At 61.0% G+C, this 17,225-nt stretch carries 16 protein-coding genes and 1 tRNA gene; 8 read left to right on the top strand and 9 right to left on the bottom strand.

The window, feature by feature from the left end; genetic code table 11:
* Positions 1-27 precede the first annotated feature (27 nt).
* Together argJ and NA8A_RS21165 are read right to left on the bottom strand one after the other, a co-directional pair.
* Entirely contained in the window at positions 28-1,269 is a 1,242-nt protein-coding gene (gene argJ, locus NA8A_RS21170) for a bifunctional glutamate N-acetyltransferase/amino-acid acetyltransferase ArgJ (RefSeq protein ID WP_009452456.1), read from the bottom strand.
* Positions 1,270-1,431: 162 nt separating this feature from the next.
* Complete coding sequence (locus NA8A_RS21165) at positions 1,432-1,683, bottom strand: putative antibiotic biosynthesis monooxygenase (protein ID WP_009452455.1); 252 nt, start codon at positions 1,681-1,683, stop codon at positions 1,432-1,434.
* Between the two features lie 109 nt (positions 1,684-1,792).
* Between NA8A_RS21165 and NA8A_RS21160 the strand changes: the two genes are divergently transcribed.
* Entirely contained in the window at positions 1,793-2,398 is a 606-nt protein-coding gene (locus tag NA8A_RS21160) for a TetR/AcrR family transcriptional regulator (RefSeq protein ID WP_040673298.1), read from the top strand.
* Positions 2,399-2,482: 84 nt separating this feature from the next.
* On the opposite strand, the gene NA8A_RS21155 is transcribed toward NA8A_RS21160, so the two are convergent.
* Positions 2,483-3,403, bottom strand: coding sequence for a peptidylprolyl isomerase (locus tag NA8A_RS21155; protein WP_009452453.1), 921 nt, complete (start codon positions 3,401-3,403; stop codon positions 2,483-2,485).
* Positions 3,404-3,646: 243 nt separating this feature from the next.
* Here NA8A_RS21155 and secA point away from each other — a divergent pair, with 243 nt between their 5' ends.
* From secA to NA8A_RS21140, 3 genes are all read left to right on the top strand, one after another.
* Positions 3,647-6,373: a preprotein translocase subunit SecA gene (gene secA, locus NA8A_RS21150; RefSeq protein ID WP_009452452.1), complete on the top strand. Its 2,727-nt coding sequence runs from the start codon at positions 3,647-3,649 to the stop codon at positions 6,371-6,373.
* Positions 6,374-6,734: 361 nt separating this feature from the next.
* Entirely contained in the window at positions 6,735-8,144 is a 1,410-nt protein-coding gene (locus NA8A_RS21145) for a lipopolysaccharide biosynthesis protein (protein ID WP_040673297.1), read from the top strand.
* Entirely contained in the window at positions 8,144-9,418 is a 1,275-nt protein-coding gene (locus tag NA8A_RS21140; protein ID WP_009452450.1) for a GNAT family N-acetyltransferase, read from the top strand. The genes NA8A_RS21145 and NA8A_RS21140 overlap by 1 nt, the downstream gene beginning before the upstream one ends.
* Before the next feature lie 9 nt (positions 9,419-9,427).
* Here the strand turns inward: NA8A_RS21140 and NA8A_RS21135 are convergent, their stop codons facing one another.
* Positions 9,428-11,065 (bottom strand): AMP-binding protein, encoded by a 1,638-nt coding sequence (locus tag NA8A_RS21135; RefSeq protein ID WP_009452449.1) that lies wholly within the window; start codon positions 11,063-11,065, stop codon positions 9,428-9,430.
* A 47-nt stretch (positions 11,066-11,112) separates the two neighbouring features.
* Positions 11,113-11,197 (bottom strand) — tRNA-Leu (locus tag NA8A_RS21130).
* 158 nt (positions 11,198-11,355) lie between these two features.
* On the opposite strand from NA8A_RS21130, the gene NA8A_RS21125 reads away from it, so the two are divergent.
* Both NA8A_RS21125 and NA8A_RS21120 read left to right on the top strand, forming a co-directional pair.
* Positions 11,356-11,937: a YqaA family protein gene (locus NA8A_RS21125; RefSeq protein WP_009452448.1), complete on the top strand. Its 582-nt coding sequence runs from the start codon at positions 11,356-11,358 to the stop codon at positions 11,935-11,937.
* Between the two features lie 12 nt (positions 11,938-11,949).
* Positions 11,950-12,459 (top strand): disulfide bond formation protein B, encoded by a 510-nt coding sequence (locus NA8A_RS21120; protein ID WP_009452447.1) that lies wholly within the window; start codon positions 11,950-11,952, stop codon positions 12,457-12,459.
* A 5-nt stretch (positions 12,460-12,464) separates the two neighbouring features.
* On the opposite strand, the gene NA8A_RS21115 is transcribed toward NA8A_RS21120, so the two are convergent.
* Positions 12,465-13,022, bottom strand: a complete 558-nt coding sequence (locus tag NA8A_RS21115) for an HNH endonuclease (RefSeq protein ID WP_009452446.1) — start codon at positions 13,020-13,022, stop codon at positions 12,465-12,467.
* 227 nt (positions 13,023-13,249) lie between these two features.
* On the bottom strand, positions 13,250-13,894 hold the full coding sequence (locus NA8A_RS21110; RefSeq protein ID WP_009452445.1) for a DNA-3-methyladenine glycosylase family protein: 645 nt from the start codon (positions 13,892-13,894) through the stop codon (positions 13,250-13,252).
* Positions 13,895-13,980: 86 nt separating this feature from the next.
* On the opposite strand from NA8A_RS21110, the gene gluQRS reads away from it, so the two are divergent.
* Positions 13,981-14,856, top strand: coding sequence for a tRNA glutamyl-Q(34) synthetase GluQRS (gene gluQRS, locus NA8A_RS21105; RefSeq protein WP_040673295.1), 876 nt, complete (start codon positions 13,981-13,983; stop codon positions 14,854-14,856).
* An 84-nt stretch (positions 14,857-14,940) separates the two neighbouring features.
* Here the strand turns inward: gluQRS and NA8A_RS21100 are convergent, their stop codons facing one another.
* A complete protein-coding gene (locus tag NA8A_RS21100) occupies positions 14,941-15,231 on the bottom strand; it encodes a hypothetical protein (protein WP_009452443.1) in 291 nt (96 codons plus the stop codon).
* Between the two features lie 230 nt (positions 15,232-15,461).
* On the opposite strand from NA8A_RS21100, the gene NA8A_RS21095 reads away from it, so the two are divergent.
* Positions 15,462-16,367, top strand: a complete 906-nt coding sequence (locus NA8A_RS21095; RefSeq protein ID WP_009452442.1) for a DMT family transporter — start codon at positions 15,462-15,464, stop codon at positions 16,365-16,367.
* On the opposite strand, the gene NA8A_RS21090 is transcribed toward NA8A_RS21095, so the two are convergent.
* Positions 16,331-17,185 carry a YihY/virulence factor BrkB family protein gene (locus NA8A_RS21090; RefSeq protein ID WP_040673273.1) on the bottom strand — a complete coding sequence of 285 codons (855 nt, stop codon included), beginning with the start codon at positions 17,183-17,185 and terminating at the stop codon, positions 16,331-16,333. The genes NA8A_RS21095 and NA8A_RS21090 overlap by 37 nt on opposite strands.
* Positions 17,186-17,225 lie beyond the last annotated feature (40 nt).

Here is a 17,225-nt window from a genome sequence, read left to right as displayed (position 1 = left end):
CACCTCGGCCCGGACGCCCTGCCAAGCCTAGCTCCTGTAATCGCCATTGATGGCGACATATTCCTTCGTCAGGTCGCAGGTCCAGACGGTGGCCTTGCCCCGCCCGATACCGATATCGACCCGAATGGCGATCTCATCCCGTTTCATATAAGTCGATGTCGCATCTTCGGAATAGTCCGGATCGCGCTCACCCTGATGTGCAACGCGAATTTTGCCGAACCAGATCGCCAGAAGATCGCGTTCGGCAGGCTCGCCCGCCTTGCCGACTGCCATGACGATGCGGCCCCAATTGGCGTCCTCGCCTGCAACCGCAGTCTTGACCAGCGGGGAATTGGCTATCGAAAGGGCGATCTTTTTCGCCGAACGGGCGGATTTCGCGCCCGTCACGGTGATTTCGATCTCCTTGCGCGCGCCTTCGCCGTCACGCACGACCTGAAGCGCCAGCCCTTTCAAAATGCGGTTGAGCGCCCGGCGGAAACCGGCAAGGCGCGGGTCCTTGGCATCGGTGATGCGCGGTGCACCACGTTTTTCAGCCGCTCCGGTCGCAAACAGCATCAGCGTATCGCTGGTCGACGTGTCACTGTCGACGGTGACGGCGTTGAAGGTCTTGCCGGTCCCCTTGGAAAGCAGCTCCTGCAACACCGGCGCGGCAATCGGCGCATCGGTCGCCACGAAGGAGAGCATCGTCGCCATGTCGGGCGCGATCATGCCAGCGCCCTTGGCGATGCCATTGATGGTGACATCCGTGTCGCCGAGCTTGACCGTGGCGGTGACGACCTTGGGATAGGTGTCCGTCGTCATGATCGCGCGTGCGGCGTCGAGCCAGCCTTCGGGTCGCGCCTTCTGCACAAGGCCTGCAAGATGTTCGCAAATGCGATCAGCCGGCAGCGGCTCGCCGATAACCCCGGTCGATGCCATGAAGACGCTACTTTCGGGTGCCTCGACAGCCTTGGCCGCCGCGGCGCCAACCGTCGCGGTCGTTACGCGCCCCTTTTTTCCAGTGAAGGCATTGGCGTTGCCCGAATTCACCACAAGGATACGCGCCTTGCCCTCGGGTAGGTTCGAACGACAGAAATCGACGGGCGCGGACGGGCATTTCGAGCGGGTGAAGACACCTGCAGCCGTCGTTCCTTCATCGAACACCATGGCCAGAAGGTCCGTTCGGCCCTTGTACTTCACACCCGCTTCGGCGGTGGCGATGCGCACGCCGTCGATCTCGGGCATCGAGGGATATTTCTTAGGAGCGAGGGGAGAAACTGCGGAAGACATGGGCCGAAGCACCCGGATTTGACAACACGAAGGATGGAAGCCTGTTGTCGTCGGTCTGCCCGAGAATTTTGACCGAAGCAAGCCGAAACCGCGCGAGGAGCGCGCGGTTTCTGAAGTTTGTTTCCTCAGGCTCCCGCCATGCAAAGCCGCAAGGTCACGCATTCATCCCGCAGCGCTGCGCACAGCAGGGTTCAGGAAGGCACGGAAGACGCGCTGGACCATGGGAATGAGAAACCACACCATCGCCACCACCACGAAAGGTACGACAATGAGCGTTCGTTGCCACAGGGTCCATCCCTCGGTCAGCGGAAAGACCAGATAAAGGAGACCTGTGACCAGCGGATAGACACCGAGAAAAACCAGAAATGCAAAACGGGTACGGGAAAAACGGGTGGCTGAAGCAGCGGATGCCATGAGGCATTCTCCTATCAAAACGGTACGTTTCGTTAAATAAAACGAGCCGTTTCGTTTTGTCAACGTCTTTGTTAAGATGATCGCCATCCGCAATCAGGGAGGCTACGGCATGTCGAGTGATGAAGAGGAAGCGCCCAGGCGCCATTCCATTGGTGCCAAGCGCAATCCCGACACGGCGGAGGCGATACGCGCAGCCGCTCTCGACATCCTTATAGAGGAAGGACATGCGGGTTTCTCGATAGAAAAGGTCGCCCGCAGGGCACGCGCTGGCAAGCCGACCATCTACCGCTGGTGGCCGAGCAAGGCCGCCCTTCTGCTCGATGTCTACCATCGCCAGAAACGTGACGTGGAATATCCCGTAACGGATGATCTTGAGAGCGATCTCGCCCTCTTTCTGACCAGCCTGCTTCGCTACTGGCGCGACGGGCCAGCCGGAGACATATTCCGTTCGATCGTTGCGGAGGCGCAATCCGATCCCGCGGCCAGAGAAGCATTGCAGGACTATATTGCAGAGCGCGGCAAGCAGGTTGCCGGCATCATTTCAGCGCCGCGCAATGGCCCCGGCCTGGCTCCGGACTTCCCACCCCGGATCATTGCCGAGCTCGTGCAATCCTATGCCTGGATGAAACTGCTGATTCATTCCCTGGATGAGCCACAGGAGAATGCAGGACTGGCCGTGCGCGCCATACTCCGCGGTGCGATGACCGTAAAATGAAAGAGCGGCAGGTTTGAAAGCCCGCCGCTCCTGCAGAATTCCGCTCAGACCAGTTCAGGCCCATTCACGGTTGAGGAAAATGAATTACTCGGCCTTGGCCGGCTCCCCCTCGCCCTCATTATCGTCAGCGCCTTCAGCAGCATCCTGGCGCTGCTTTTCGATGCCGTCGATGACTTCCTTGAGCGCCGGATCCTTCACTTCGATCTTGGCGGTGTCGCGCAGCGCGCTGACCTGCTCGATATACTTCTCGCGCACGAGGACCGAACGGACGCGATCCTTGACCGCATCGAAAGCCGGTGGTTGCTTGGCGCGCTTGTCTTCGACCTTGATCACATGGAAGCCGAACTGCGTCTGCACCGGCTCCTTGGAATATTCGCCCGGGTTGAGGGCAAACGCCGCCTTCTCGAATTCGGGGACCATCTGGCCCTCGGTGAAATAGCCGAGATCGCCGCCATTGGCCGCCGCGCCGTCTTGCGATTTCTCCTTGGCGATTTCTTCGAAATTGCCGCCTTCACCGAGCTGCTTGATGATCGCCTCAGCCTCTTCCTTGGTCTTGACCAGTATGTGGCGGGCATGAACTTCATTGACTGCCGGCGTGTCAGCCACCTGCTTGTCGTAGTTTGCACGCACGTCGTCATCGCTCACGGCACCGTTGACGATCTTGTCGATGTAAACCGCATGCAGCGCCTGCTGACGCATGAAGGCCATCCGACGAGCGAAATCGTCGCTCTTGTCCAGCTCCTGCTTTTCGGCTTCCGAGGAGAGAAGACGGATTTCGATCAGCGCGGACAGAAGAGCCGCCCGCTGCTGGTCGCCCTGCAGACCGCCAAACTGTGCGCCATATTCGCCAGCAGCGACCGCCAGGTCGCCCTCGGTGATTTCCAGACCGTTTACGGTGGCAAGTACATCCGTGTCGGCGGCCGTGGCGCTCATGACGCCGGCTGCGACCAGCGTCAGACCCGCCCCGACCTGAATGGCCAGGAAACGGCGAAACGATTTCAGCATTGAACTCTCCGATAAGTTTTCCGGTTCGATCAAACCGCCTAGGATTATGGCGGAATTTTGCGCAACCACGCATGTTTAACGCGGCGTTGACATCACTCTTGGCCCCTCTTATCTGTCCTGTGGTCCTGCGTCCAGAAGCCTTTTCCGGGCGCTTACCGTCACATAATTGCTCCAGCACGGCGCGAGCGGGGCCTTTCTTCTGCTCGCGGTGTGCCGTCTGTCATGAACTGAAAGGACCACTCGATGGTCAGTCTCGGCGGCATCGCCCGCAAGATTTTCGGCTCCTCCAATGATCGTCGCGTGAAGGGCCTCCGTCCCCGCGTCGAAGCCATCAATGCGATGGAAGAGGAGATGAAGGCACTTTCCGACGAGGCGCTGCGCGCCAGGACGGAGGCCTTCCGCAAGGAACTTGCCGAGGGCAAATCGCTGGACGACCTTCTGGTCCCCGCTTTCGCCACGGTGCGCGAGGCTTCCCGCCGCGCGCTGGGCATGCGCCATTTCGATGTGCAGCTGATCGGCGGCATGGTCCTCCATGAAGGTTCCATTGCCGAGATGAAGACCGGTGAAGGCAAGACGCTGGTCGCCACCCTGCCCGTTTACCTGAATGCCCTAACCGGCAAGGGCGTGCATGTGGTGACGGTCAACGACTACCTTGCCAAGCGCGACTCCGAATGGATGGCACGGCTCTACGGCTTTCTCGGACTGAGCACGGGCGTCATCGTCCACGGCATGTCCGACGAGGAACGCCGAGAGGCCTATGCCTGCGACATCACCTACGGCACCAACAACGAACTCGGCTTCGACTATCTGCGCGACAACATGAAGTATGAGCGCGAACAGATGGTCCAGCGCGGACACAACTACGCCATCGTCGACGAGGTGGACTCGATCCTGATCGACGAGGCGCGCACGCCGCTCATCATTTCGGGGCCCCTGGACGACCGGTCCGAACTCTACAACACCATCGACACTTTCATTCCTCAGCTCGTTGCCGAGGATTACGAGGTGGACGAGAAACAGCGCACGGCGATCTTTACCGAAGAAGGCACGGAAAAGGTCGAGAACATGCTCCGCGAAGCCGGATTGTTCAAAGGTGATTCGCTCTACGACATCGAGAACGTCGCGATCGTCCATCACCTGAACAACGCCCTCAAGGCGCACAAGATGTTCCAGCGCGACAAGGACTACATTGTCCGCGACGGCGAGATCGTCATCATCGACGAGTTTACCGGACGCATGATGCCCGGCCGCCGCTTCTCCGAGGGTCTGCATCAGGCGCTTGAGGCCAAGGAACATGTGGCGATCCAGCCGGAAAACCAGACGCTGGCCTCCATCACCTTCCAGAACTACTTCCGCATGTACGAGACGCTGGCCGGCATGACCGGCACGGCCTCAACGGAAGCCGAGGAATTCGGAAACATCTACGGCCTGGAAGTCATCGAGATTCCGACCAATCTTCCGATCCTGCGTCTCGATGAGGACGACGAGGTCTACCGGACGGTCGAAGAGAAGTTCAAGGCCATCGTCCGCGAGATCAAGGAAGCCCATGCGAAGGGCCAGCCGATCCTCGTCGGCACCACCTCCATCGAGAAATCGGAATTCCTGGCGGAGCTCCTGCGCAAGGAAGGCGTCGGCAGCTTCGAGGTGCTGAACGCCCGCCATCACGAGCGCGAAGCCTTCATCGTCGCGCAGGCAGGCAAGCCGGGTGCCATGACGATCGCCACCAACATGGCTGGTCGCGGCACCGACATTCAGCTTGGCGGCAATCCCGAGATGCGCATCGCCGAAGAGCTCGGCGACATGGAACCCGGCCCCGAGCGCGAAGCCAAGGAGAAGGCGATCCGCGAAGACGTTCAGCGTCTGAAGGAACAAGCCATTGCTGCCGGCGGCCTTTACGTGCTCGCCACCGAACGCCATGAAAGCCGCCGCATCGACAACCAGTTGCGCGGCCGTTCCGGCCGCCAGGGCGACCCCGGTCGTTCAAAGTTCTTCCTGTCGCTCCAGGACGATCTGATGCGCATCTTCGGCTCCGACCGCATGGATGGCATGTTGCAGAAGCTGGGTCTGAAGGAGGACGAGGCCATCGTCCATCCCTGGATCAACAAAGCGCTTGAGAAAGCGCAGAAGAAGGTCGAGGCCCGCAACTTCGACATCCGCAAGAACCTCCTGAAATACGACGACGTGATGAACGACCAGCGCAAGGTGGTCTTCGAGCAGCGCCTCGAATTGATGGACGGCCACAACCTGTCGGAAACTGTTGCCGAAATGCGCCGCGACGTGATCGATGATCTTGTGGAGCGCAACATTCCCGAGCGGGCCTATGCCGAGCAGTGGAAGGTGCAGGAACTCAAGGAAGGCGTTCTCGAAAGCCTCAATCTTGACCTGCCCATCGATGAATGGGCCCAGGAAGAGGGCATCGCTGAGGAAGATATCCGTGAGCGCATCTCCACGGCCGTCGAGACAGCGGCCAAGGACCGTGCGGAGCGCTTCGGCCCCGAGATCATGACTTATGTCGAAAAATCTGTCCTGCTGCAGACCCTCGACCATCTGTGGCGCGAGCATCTGGTCAATCTCGACCATCTGCGCTCGGTCATCGGCTTCCGCGGCTACGCGCAGCGCGATCCACTGAATGAATACAAGTCAGAGGCCTTCGAGCTTTTCCAGGCCATGCTCGGCAATCTGCGCCAGGTGGTGACCTCGCAGCTGATGCGTGTCGAGCTCGTCCGCGAGGCCGCCGAGGCGCCGCCCCCGGAAGCTCCCCAAATGGTCGGTCACCACATCGACGGCACGACCGGGGAAGACGATTTCGGCGAAGAGACCCTCACCCTGACCCGCGCCGAGGCTGGCATCGTACCGCCCGAGCAGCGCGACCCCAACGATCCCTCGACGTGGGGGAAGGTTGGCCGCAACGAGGCCTGCCCCTGCGGTTCCGGCAAGAAATACAAGCACTGCCACGGCACCTTTGCCTGAGGCAGCCTGCATCCCCTGATCGACAACAGCCCGCTTCCTGCGGGCTGTTTCGTTTTTGGACAGGCCGAACTGTTTTTTAAAGACTAGCGGCTAGTTTAACGATCGAACGAAAGCCACTGGCCGCCCCATGCGGGGTGAACCGGCGCGCTTCGTCGGGGCGCGCTTCGGCATCTTCATATCGCAGGCGCTTCAACGTCCTTGCCCATGGTCGTGTCATGACGCCCATCGGCAAGGACGCATATCATGCGCCTTGATGCCGGATGGATGATCCATCCGGCATCAAGGCGCGAGGATAAACGGGAATGGGCGAAGGCGCGGGGCACCCCGACATGACGCCCTGAAGACAGGCAGGGTGCGGTCGGTGCGCTTTTCACCTTCGACGATCGGCAGTCGCTTGCTTCCCGGACGGCTCGCCGTCCGGGCCGAGCCATGGCTGCTGCGTCTGGAAGAGCTGTTGCTTGCGCGGGACGCACGCGGCGAGGCAGGCCGCAATGCCCTGCTCGCCTTCATCATCCGCGTGGTCAACGCGGCAATCGCCTTTCTCAGCCAAGTACTGCTGGCCCGCTGGATGGGCAGCTTCGAATACGGCATCTATGTGCTTGTCTGGGTGACGATGATCATTCTGGGCAACATCGCCTGCCTTGGCTTCCACACCTCGGTGATTCGCTACATTCCCGAATACAAGGCCAAGCAGGAATATGCCGAACTGCGCGGCATCAACCGGGCAAGCCGGCTTTTCGTGCTCGCCTCCTCCACGGCATTCGCTCTGGTGGGCATGCTGGGCATCTGGGCCTTCGAGCCGGTCATCGAATCCTATTATGTGGTGCCTTTTTATCTTGGCCTGATCTGCCTCCCTATGATGGCCCTGAGCGATCTCATGCAAGGGGTGGCGCGCGGCAATGCCTGGGTCGTGCGGGCGCTTTTGCCTGCCTATTTCGTTCGCCCGATTCTCATTCTCGTTTTCATGGGCGTTGCCCTGCTCACAGGCTATGCACCGGATGCGAAAACCGCCGTGGTGACCGCCATTCTGGCGACCTATGTCACGACGATCCTGCAATTCCTGAGCATCAGCGCCCGCGTCGACCGCAAATTGCCACCGGTCAAGCCCGTCTTCCGCATGCGCGAATGGACCGCAGTATCCTTGCCGATCTTCCTGATCGAGAGCTTCTTCTTTCTGTTGACCAATGCCGATGTGCTGATGGTCGGTCGCTACATGGCCCCCACCGACGTCGCCGTCTATTTTGCCACCGTGAAGACGCTTGCCCTCGTCCACTTCGTCTATTTCGCAGTCAAGGCGAGCGTGGCGCAACGATACTCCGCCTTCATGCATGGCGGCGATCATGCGGGCCTGGCAGCCTTCGCCCGCGAGACCGTGGGCTGGACCTTCTGGCCCTCGCTCGCCATGGGCGTGATCGTGCTCATTCTCGGCAAGCCGATGCTGATGATGTTCGGCGAAGGTTTCACCGATGGATATCCTCTTCTGTTCGTACTGATTGGCGGCGTCATCGCACGCGCGGCGGTGGGGCCGGCTGAAAGCCTGCTCACCATGAGCGGTCACCAGAAAATCTGTGCGCTCGTCTATGCACTGACCCTGGCGCTGAACGTCGCCTTGAACATGCTGCTGATCCCTCTTTACGGCCTGTGGGGTGCCGCAGCGGCAACAGGCATCGCCATGGTCTTCGAGGCTTCGGCCCTCTCCTTCACCGCATGGCGCAAGCTTGGCATCCCCATGCTGATCTTCCTCCCGTCGACGAAACACGAGGTTGCGTGATGAGCGTCTCTCCCATCCTCGAGGAACTGAGCGGCAGCGCCTCGGGCGCCATGATCGACCAGTTCGCCGGGCTCACCGAACGCGCTGACCCGGCACAGCTTGAGATGCTGGCAAATCAGAGGCCCGCCCGCAAGCTCGCAATCTATCCCGCCAGCGCCGGTTTCGAACTCGTCGACGAGCTCGATTATCTGGCCGCTCGCGCCATTGAATCCAACATCTTCTTCAATCCCCGTTTCCTGGCGCCGGCCATGCCGCGCCTGGAAGATCGTGAGGTGCGTCTCGCCGTCATCCGCGATGGGACCGAAACGAAAAGCCGCCTGCGCCTGCTGGTGCCGTTCTCCATCGAACGCAGCATTCTGCCCTTCAGTGTTCCGGTGCTGCGCACCTGGGCAAACCCCTTCGGGCCGCTCGGCACACCCCTTGTCGATCATGACGATCCAGCCGGTGTGATCGAGGATTTCTTCGCCATGCTGGCGCGCCCCCACCTGCACCTGCCGAAAGTGTTTGTGCTGCCGGAGGTGCGCCTCGACGGGCCTTTCACCGCCATGCTGAAGGCCGTTGCCGACGCCCGCGGCCTGCCCATCCAGATCACCAATCAGGTCAAGCGCCCGATCCTGCAGAGCAATGAGGATGGCGAAACTTATCTGCGCAATTCATTGCGCGCCCATCACTACCGCGAGTTCCGCCGGTTGAAGCGCCGTCTGGCCGATTTCGGCGAGCTTGAATACCGCATCGCCCGCCAACCCGACGAAATCCGCCATGCGGCCGAAACCTTCCTCACACTCGAGGCCTCGGGCTGGAAAGGCCGGTCCCGTACCGCCATGGCAACCGATCGCTATCGCGCGGCCTTTGCCCGCGAAGCCGTGCATCGTCTTGCCGAGCGCGACATGTGCCGCATCCACATGCTTTCACTGGACGGCAAGGTCATCGCATGCCTGATCGTCTTCATCGAGCATGGCACCGCCTACACATGGAAAACGGCTTACGACGAGGAATATGCGGCCTTCTCGCCAGGCACCTTGCTGATGATCGAGGTGACGAAAAACCATCTCGACGACCCGAACATCACGCTCAGCGATTCCTGCGCGGTGCCCGACCATCCCGTCATGAGCAGGCTATGGAGCGAGCGCCGGCCACTTGGCACGATCGTGATAGGCCTCACTCCGGGAGCCGACCGCCAGGTGCGCAAGGCAGCCGCCCAGATAAGCTTCTATCGTCGGGCCCGCAATGCGTTGCGTCTCATGCGCAACCGCTTGCGCAAGAGCGCCGGTTGAGAACAGGGCTCATTCCAGCCCTGCTTCGCGGCGCGCCCGGTCGCGAAAGATGCGCCGGATCACCTTGCCCGTGGTGGTGAGCGGCATGGACTCAACGAATGCCACCTCACGCGGATATTCGTGCGCGGAGAGCCGTTCGCGCACCCAAAGGCGGATTTCCTCGGCAAGCGCCTCGCTGGGATGCTCCCCCTCGCGCAACACCACATAGGCCTTGACGATCTCCGTGCGAACCGGGTCGGGCTTGCCGACCGCCGCCGCAAGCGCCACCTTGGGATGGCCTGTCAGGCAGTCCTCGATCTCGGTGGGTCCGATGCGATAGCCCGCCGATGTGATGACGTCGTCATCGCGCCCCACGAAATGCACATAGCCGTCTTCGTCGCGCACACCTTGATCGCCGGTCGTCATCCAGTCGCCGACGAATTTTTCCCGCGTTGCCCGTTCATTCTGCCAATATTCGAGGAACATCACAGGATCTGGCCTGAGAACCGCGATATCGCCCGCCTCGCCGACCGGTTTTTCCCGACCTTCATGATCGATCACCGCCACCCGATGGCCCGGAACGGGCAGCCCGATGGCGCCCAGCCGCCCCACCCCGAGCGCATGACATGAAGACAAAACCAGATTGCACTCGGTCTGCCCGTAGAATTCGTTGATGGCGAGGCCCAGGGCTTCGCGCGCCCATTCGAACGTTTCCCGCCCCAGCGCCTCCCCACCCGAGCCGATGCTGCGTAACGACAGGTCAAAACGGGTTCTGATGTCGGAAACGCTCTTCAGCATCCGCAGAGCCGTCGGCGGGATGAAAGCATTGCGCACCTTCATCCGTTCAAGAAGCGTCAAGGCGGCTTCCGGCTCGAACTTCTCAAACCGCCCCGCCACCACCGGCACGCCGAGATAGAGCGCCGGCAGAAGAACATTCAGAAGTCCTCCGGCCCATGCCCAGTCCGCCGGTGTCCAGATCAGATCACCTTCGAGCGGCATGAATTCATGGTGGAACTGCACGCCCGGCACATGCCCGAGCAATACCCGCTGCCCATGCAGGGCACCTTTCGGCGGCCCTGTGGTTCCAGAGGTGAAAATCATCATTGCCGGATCGTCCGGCCCCGTATCCACCGCCTCGAACGGCCCCGCATTGTCCGCGACAAGGCGATGAAAATCGACTGCACCGCCCGCATCCCCATCCACGCAGACAATCGTCTCCAGCATGGGAAGCCGTCCCCGAATCGCAGCAAGCTTCCCGAGCCCCCCGCCATTGGTGACCACCGCCTTCACACCTGCGGTGAAAAGCCGGTATTCGAGCGCTTCCGCTCCGAAGAGCAGCGCAAGCGGCACTGCGATGGCACCGAGCTTGTAGATAGCCACATGGGCAATAAGCGTCTCGAACGATTGCGGCAGAAGCAGCGCCACCCGATCGCCGCGCACAATCCCCTTTCGCGCAAGCCCCCTGGCCAGAGCGTTGGAGCGCTCGGTCAGATCACCGAAAGTCAGGGAGGCGACGGAACCGTCAGCGCGATAATCGTAAAGGGCAACGCGACCGGGAAAACGCCACGCCCATTTGTCTGCGACGGCTGTTCCGATGTTGAAATGTTCCGGGAGGTCCCAGCTGAACCCTTCGTAAAGCGTCTGGTAGCTTTCACGCCTTTGAAGCATGTCTGCGGCCTTCCCTGCCCCGCCCGGGCAGCACAAACGCCGGGCTATGGTGCCCCTGGCCGGGCTCGAACCAGCACTCCTTGCGGAACTCGATTTTGAGTCGAGCGCGTCTACCAATTCCGCCACAGGGGCCCAGCTCAGCATGGCCGGACGGTTGCGGAATATACGGGGAAGCGAACGCGCGTCAACTACCGGTCCGACAATTCGTCGCGACCGGCTTCACCTTTTCGTCATGCCGTTGCGCCACCGATCGACTGGAGCTAGACAGAGGACCTCATCGAGGGCCTTCAATGCTTCGCAAACTCTACGACTGGACCATGTCGCTCGCGGCGACCCGGCACGCCGAAAAGGCCCTTGGAGCCGTGTCCTTCATCGAAAGCTCGTTCTTTCCGATCCCGCCAGACGTGCTGCTCATTCCGATGGTTCTCTCGGAACGGGCGAAATGGCTGCGCTATGCGGTCATCTGTACCATTGCCTCGATTCTCGGCGCACTTCTCGGCTATGCCATCGGCGCGTTTCTCTACGAGACCATCGGCCAGCCCATTCTCGCCTTCTATGGCAAGGAAAACGCATTCGAGCAGGTCGCCGACTGGTACAACACATGGGGCGGCTGGGGCGTGCTGTTCGCGGCGGTCACCCCTTTCCCCTACAAGGTGTTGACCATCTTCTCCGGCGCCACGGGGCTGAACCTAGTCACCTTCATTGCCGTTTCCGTCATCGGCCGGGGCCTGCGTTTCTTCCTCGTTTCCTGGCTTCTGTTCCATTTCGGCCCGCCCATCCGCACCTTCATTGAAAAGAACCTCGGCCTTCTTTTCACCGTTTTCATGGTTTTGCTGGTTGGCGGCTTCGCTGCCATCCGCTACGTGTTCTAAAGGCTATCGCCCATGTCTCTCACCGCTCCCACCGGCAAGACACAAACTTACAGCGCAGCGCTTCTGGCGCTCGGAATGGCGGGAACCGTCGGCACGGCGCTCGGCTTCCAGCATCTGGGTGGATACATCCCCTGCAAGCTTTGCCTCGAACAGCGCACGCCCTACTACATTGGCATTCCGCTCATGGCGCTCGGTTTTGTTGCAGCAAGGCTGAAGGCGCCAGCCATCGTCACCCGTGGCCTGCTTGCGGCGGGGGGCTTGCTGATGCTCTACGGCATGGGCCTGGGCGTCTATCATTCCGGCGTCGAGTGGGGCTGGTGGGAAGGTCCTGCCGATTGCACCGTCGGCGCACCGACCAGCAGCTACGAAGGCGGCAATCTTCTCGATCAGCTCAATGCAGTGATCCCGCCATCCTGCACGCAGGCCGCAGGCCGCTTCCTCGGCCTTTCCTTCGCTGGCTGGAATGTTCTGGCAAGCGCATTGTGGGCCGCCATCGCCCTGCGGGCGGCATTCAAGCGCTGAAAGCCTTACGGCTCCAGTTCCACATCCCAGTAGAGATAATCCATCCAGCTTTCATGCAGATAGTTGGGCGGAAAGAGACGACCGTTATTGTGCAAATCCTGCACCGTCGGCCGGTAAGGTTTCTGGTGGGGCCACATCTTGGCCCGCGCCGGCATCATGCCGCCCTTCTTCAGATTGCAGGGCGAACAGGCGGCAACAACATTCTCCCACGACGTCAGTCCCCCGCAACGCCGCGGGATCACATGGTCGAAGGTGAGATCCTCCTTCGTCCCGCAATACTGGCATTGAAAGCGGTCGCGCAGAAAAACGTTGAAGCGCGTGAATGCCGGATAGCGTGAAGGCTTCACATAGGTCTTCAGGCTGATGACGCTCGGCAACCTCATCGTGAAAGACGGCGAGGAGACCTGTTGCTCGTATTCCGCAACGATATTGACCCTGTCGAGGAAGACCGCCTTGATGGCGTCCTGCCACGACCAGAGTGACAGCGGATAATAACTCAGCGGCCTGTAGTCCGCATTCAGCACCAGAGCGGGCATGCCGTCCGGCGAAGCAGCGATCGTCACGTCCTTGAAGCTCCTTCAGTGGCGGGGCGCGCTGTCCGTTGCTACCAACCTCCGGCGCGTCACTTCCAAATCTTCCGCATTTTGCGGGAAGCAGGCGAGCTGCCTGCCCGCAAAGTGCTCAAGTCGATCGACGCGGATACTGTAAGCCCGCCGTGACAGGAATGTGAAGCTGATATTTTGCTTTGTGACGGGCCAAACACCCGGATTCACGCAGCTTTTTTCGCCGATCAACCGAGCGGCGCGGCCTCCCTGCCCCGCATTTCGCGATAATAGGCCCAAAACAGGCGCGCCGCGACGGCCCGGAACGGCATCCATGATTCGGCGATTTCCGCGGCCGCACGCGCATCGGGACGCGACGGAAGGCCAAAGGCGTGCCCGATAGCCGCCTGCAAGGCTACGTCGCGGGCGGGAAAGACATCCGGATGCCCGGCGGAGACCAGCAGATAGACCTCGGCTGTCCAGGGTCCGACCCCCGGGATCACCGTCATTCTGGAGATCGCCTCTTCAGCCTCCATATGGCAAAGCGCGTCGAGATCGAGCCGGCTGCGGCAGGCCGCTTCGGCAACGGCAAGAAGCGCCCGCTGCTTGGCTCGGGAAAGTCCTGCCGCAATCAGCGGTTCCTCTCCGGCCGCCAGCAGCGCCTGCGGTGTCAGCGGATCGATGAGTTGGGCAAGCCTGCCGAAAATCGCATCGGCGCTTGCACGCGAAACCTGTTGCGACACGATGACGGAGGCAAGACTTGCAAAACCGGGCGGTGTGCGCCGAAGCGGAACATCGCCAGCAACAGCACGAACCGGACCGAGCCGTGGATCGGCCCCAACAAGCGCATCGAGCGCTTCGGTAATGTGGGCTTCGGTCTCGATGCGGCGCATGATGCTCCCTCGGCATCCTTGCTGCCGGCAAGGGAAAGCCGTAGCAATCGTTCGACATGGACTGCAACCCGATTCACACCACGCTCATGACAAGCCCTGTCTTCCGCTTCGCACCGAGCCCCAACGGAGAGCTTCACCTGGGCCATGCCTATTCGGCCTTTTTGAACCGCCGCCTGGCGGATATGGTCGGCGGCCGGTTCCTGCTGCGCATCGAGGATATAGACGTAACCCGCTGCACACCGGAGTTCGAGAGCGGCATAATGCGCGACCTTTCCTGGCTCGACATCGACTGGGAGGAGCCGGTGCGCCGGCAATCCGATCATTTCGACGACTACCAGGGCGCACTGGAACAGCTTGTCGACGCAGATCTCGTCTATCCCGCCTTCATGAGCCGCGGCGAGGTGCGCGCGCGCATCGTCGATGCAGAAGCGGCAGGCGCCCCCTGGAAGCGCGATCCGGATGGCGCACCGCACTATCCCGACGACGATCGACACCTTACCGCCAGCGAAAGGCGCCGGCGCATGAGCGAAGGCGAGCCCTTTGCCTGGAGGCTCCACATGGAGCGTGCAGTGGAGCATCTTCACGCCCCCCTCGACTGGACCGAGGACGGCGAAGGGCCAACGGGTGAAAGCGGCATAGTTCCGGCCAGCCCTCTCGATTGGGGCGACGTGATCATCGCCCGAAAGGAAATTCCCGCAAGCTATCACCTTTGCGTTGTGACCGACGATGCATTGCAGGGCATCACCCATGTGGTTCGGGGCAGAGACCTCTTCCACGCGACGGCCGTCCACCGTCTGTTGCAGGAGCTTTTGGGCCTGCCGGTGCCGCGCTATTTCCACCACGATCTCATTCTGGGCGATGATGGACGCAAGCTCTCGAAAAGCCAGGGTGATACCAGCCTTTCAGCCTTGCGCGATGCAGGTGCCACTCCCGGTGACATAGCGCGGATGGCGGGGCTTTGAAGCATCTTTCAGTCAGGTGAATTCACCTGACCCGGCACGATGGGAGAACAGCCCTGCCGGCAAAACGATATGCCGGAATGGACCTCAGACCGAACGCGTCAACAACGCCTTGATGACGGTCAGCGTCAGCAGCACCACGAATGCCCCGGCCAGTCCGGCAAGGGCTGCTTCCGTGGGGCCTGAAAAGCGAATGCCTTGCTCATTGGCGAGCAGTATGGTGCCAATGAAGGAAATGCTGATGATGCTCGACATGCCGAACGGGCCGAAGCCCTGCTCCTTGAGTATCGCATCAAGGCCGAGCGACAAAAGATAGGAAATCATCGAGACCGCTGCGACGGTGAACATCAACCAGCTTGGATCGAGCTTCATAAGCATTGCGCACCCCGGCCCATGGCCACTTCATCAAGCAGCGCTTCAAGATGATTGATGATAGAATGCAAATCTTTCGCTTTTCTTGCCGCATTGCAGGCATTACAGCGCTTCTGAAGCACCGTACACTCTTTCGGGTACTCCCTCTTTTTCACCTTTCCGCATCGATGCGGATGTCAGCGAATGCCGCCTGACTAGAAATGCTTGCCGCGATTTGGCGGCCGGGATCATCGCCAATGAAGCCGTCAGCCAGGGTAATTCCCGCCATATTCGTCATCCTCTGGGCAACGGGCTTCATCGGCGCGCGCTATGCGATGCCCTGGGCGGAGCCTTTCACCTTCCTGTGGATTCGTTTCGGGCTCACTTTTTGCGTTCTGTTGGCGATCATCCCCATCATCCGCGCCAAATCGATTGGCGCGCGCAACGCCATGCACGCGGTCATCGCCGGCGTCTTGATGCATGCGGTCTATCTCGGCGGCGTTTTCTGGTCTGTGCGCCATGGCCTGCCCGCCGGGCTCGTGGGGCTGATCGTCGGTCTCCAGCCCATGCTGACGGCGATCATGGCGTTCTTCTTTCTCGGCGAACGGATGACCGGTCGCCATTGGATCGGGTTGCTTGTCGGGCTTGCCGGCGTGGGCATCGTCCTGTCGCCGAAATTCGGTGCGATCGGCGGTGGCGTGACCGCCGCAACCGTCAGCGCGGCAACGCTCGGCGTCATCGCAATGAGCGCCGGCACTGTCTGGCAGAAACGTTTCGTCGCCCATGCCGATCTCATCACCGTAACCCTGTTTCAATATGCAGGCGGTTCCCTGGCCACCTTCGGCGTCGCCATGCTCTTTGAGAATGGCGACATAACCTTCAACGGCGAGCTGCTTTTCGCGCTGGCCTGGCTGGTATTCGTACTTTCTCTGGGCGCGATCCTGCTTTTGATGATCCTCATCCGCGAGGGCGAAGTGGCGCGCGTTGCTTCGCTGTTCTACCTCGTTCCCGGCGTAACGGCGCTCCTGGCATGGCTGCTCTTCGGGGAAACGCTGAATGTCGTGCAACTCGCCGGCATGGCCATCACCACATTCGGTGTGGCGCTGGCCACCGGCCGCGCGAAATCTCAAGCATCGCCGGCGACCAGCCGTGCCTCACGGTAACGCTTGATCGCGGCGTTGAGCTCCCCGCCCAGAATGAAAACCGCAGACAATATATAGAGGAACACCACCGCGATCATGATCGAGGCAAGCCCCGCATAAGTGCTTGAATAATTGGCGAAGCTGCCCAGATAGGCCGCGAACAGGCCGGATCCCGCAAAGGAACCGAACAGTGTGAACAGGACACCCGGCAATACGTCGAGAAATGCCCTGCGCCCCGCCGGCAGCCACAGATGCACCGAGATCAGGGCAAGAACCAGCACCGCCAGCGCGATGGCATATCGCCAGAAGGTGATGGTCCCCACATAAGGTGCGATCCATTCGAGATTGTTGACCGCAATGTTGAGGGCGATGGGCGCCGCGACGAGCAGGAGGCTCATGGCAAGAAAGCCCGCCGTGGCAATGAGCACGAAAACAAGGCTTTGCGCCCGCAGCCGGAAGATGGAGCGCTGCTCGCTCACCCGGTAGGCACGGTTGAGCGACAGCCGCAGAGCCTCCACACCGTTCGAGGCGAAGAAACCGGCAAGAACCACGCCGAAGGTCAGGACGCCGCTGCGCCGCACGCCCAGCACATTGTGAACCTCGTTGGCGATCGGTTCGGCGACTTCCTTCGGCCACGTGTCGAATATCAGGTCGACCGCCTGCTGGGAAAACGCGTCCGCCCCGAGAAAACTCGCCAGCGCCGTTGCAAATATCAGGAACGGAAAAAGTGCCATGAGCGCGGAAATGGCCACATGGCTGGCCATGGCCCAGCCGTCATCGGTATTGAAGTGACCAAGCGCATCACCAAGAATACGTCTTGTGGCTTTGATTCCGCGCACGGCGTCATCCTTCTTTTCGATTCGCTTCCGCGTTAAGTGT

Source organism: Nitratireductor indicus C115 (assembly GCF_000300515.1).
In the GTDB taxonomy this organism is placed as follows: Bacteria; Pseudomonadota; Alphaproteobacteria; order Rhizobiales; family Rhizobiaceae; genus Nitratireductor; species Nitratireductor indicus.
Note: the sequence above shows the minus strand (reverse complement) of the source record. Positions and strands in the feature narration are given on the sequence as shown.

Excerpts from the sequence above, each read along its gene's own strand:
- argJ (WP_009452456.1), bottom strand. The coding sequence starts at position 1,269 with ATGTCTTCCGCAGTTTCTCCCCTCGCTCCTAAGAAATATCCCTCGATG.
- NA8A_RS21165 (WP_009452455.1), bottom strand. The coding sequence starts at position 1,683 with ATGGCATCCGCTGCTTCAGCCACCCGTTTTTCCCGTACCCGTTTTGCA.
- NA8A_RS21160 (WP_040673298.1), top strand. The coding sequence starts at position 1,793 with ATGTCGAGTGATGAAGAGGAAGCGCCCAGGCGCCATTCCATTGGTGCC.
- NA8A_RS21155 (WP_009452453.1), bottom strand. The coding sequence starts at position 3,403 with ATGCTGAAATCGTTTCGCCGTTTCCTGGCCATTCAGGTCGGGGCGGGT.
- secA (WP_009452452.1), top strand. The coding sequence starts at position 3,647 with ATGGTCAGTCTCGGCGGCATCGCCCGCAAGATTTTCGGCTCCTCCAAT.
- NA8A_RS21140 (WP_009452450.1), top strand. The coding sequence starts at position 8,144 with ATGAGCGTCTCTCCCATCCTCGAGGAACTGAGCGGCAGCGCCTCGGGC.
- NA8A_RS21135 (WP_009452449.1), bottom strand. The coding sequence starts at position 11,065 with ATGCTTCAAAGGCGTGAAAGCTACCAGACGCTTTACGAAGGGTTCAGC.
- NA8A_RS21125 (WP_009452448.1), top strand. The coding sequence starts at position 11,356 with ATGCTTCGCAAACTCTACGACTGGACCATGTCGCTCGCGGCGACCCGG.
- NA8A_RS21120 (WP_009452447.1), top strand. The coding sequence starts at position 11,950 with ATGTCTCTCACCGCTCCCACCGGCAAGACACAAACTTACAGCGCAGCG.
- NA8A_RS21110 (WP_009452445.1), bottom strand. The coding sequence starts at position 13,894 with ATGCGCCGCATCGAGACCGAAGCCCACATTACCGAAGCGCTCGATGCG.
- gluQRS (WP_040673295.1), top strand. The coding sequence starts at position 13,981 with ATGACAAGCCCTGTCTTCCGCTTCGCACCGAGCCCCAACGGAGAGCTT.
- NA8A_RS21100 (WP_009452443.1), bottom strand. The coding sequence starts at position 15,231 with ATGCTTATGAAGCTCGATCCAAGCTGGTTGATGTTCACCGTCGCAGCG.
- NA8A_RS21095 (WP_009452442.1), top strand. The coding sequence starts at position 15,462 with ATGAAGCCGTCAGCCAGGGTAATTCCCGCCATATTCGTCATCCTCTGG.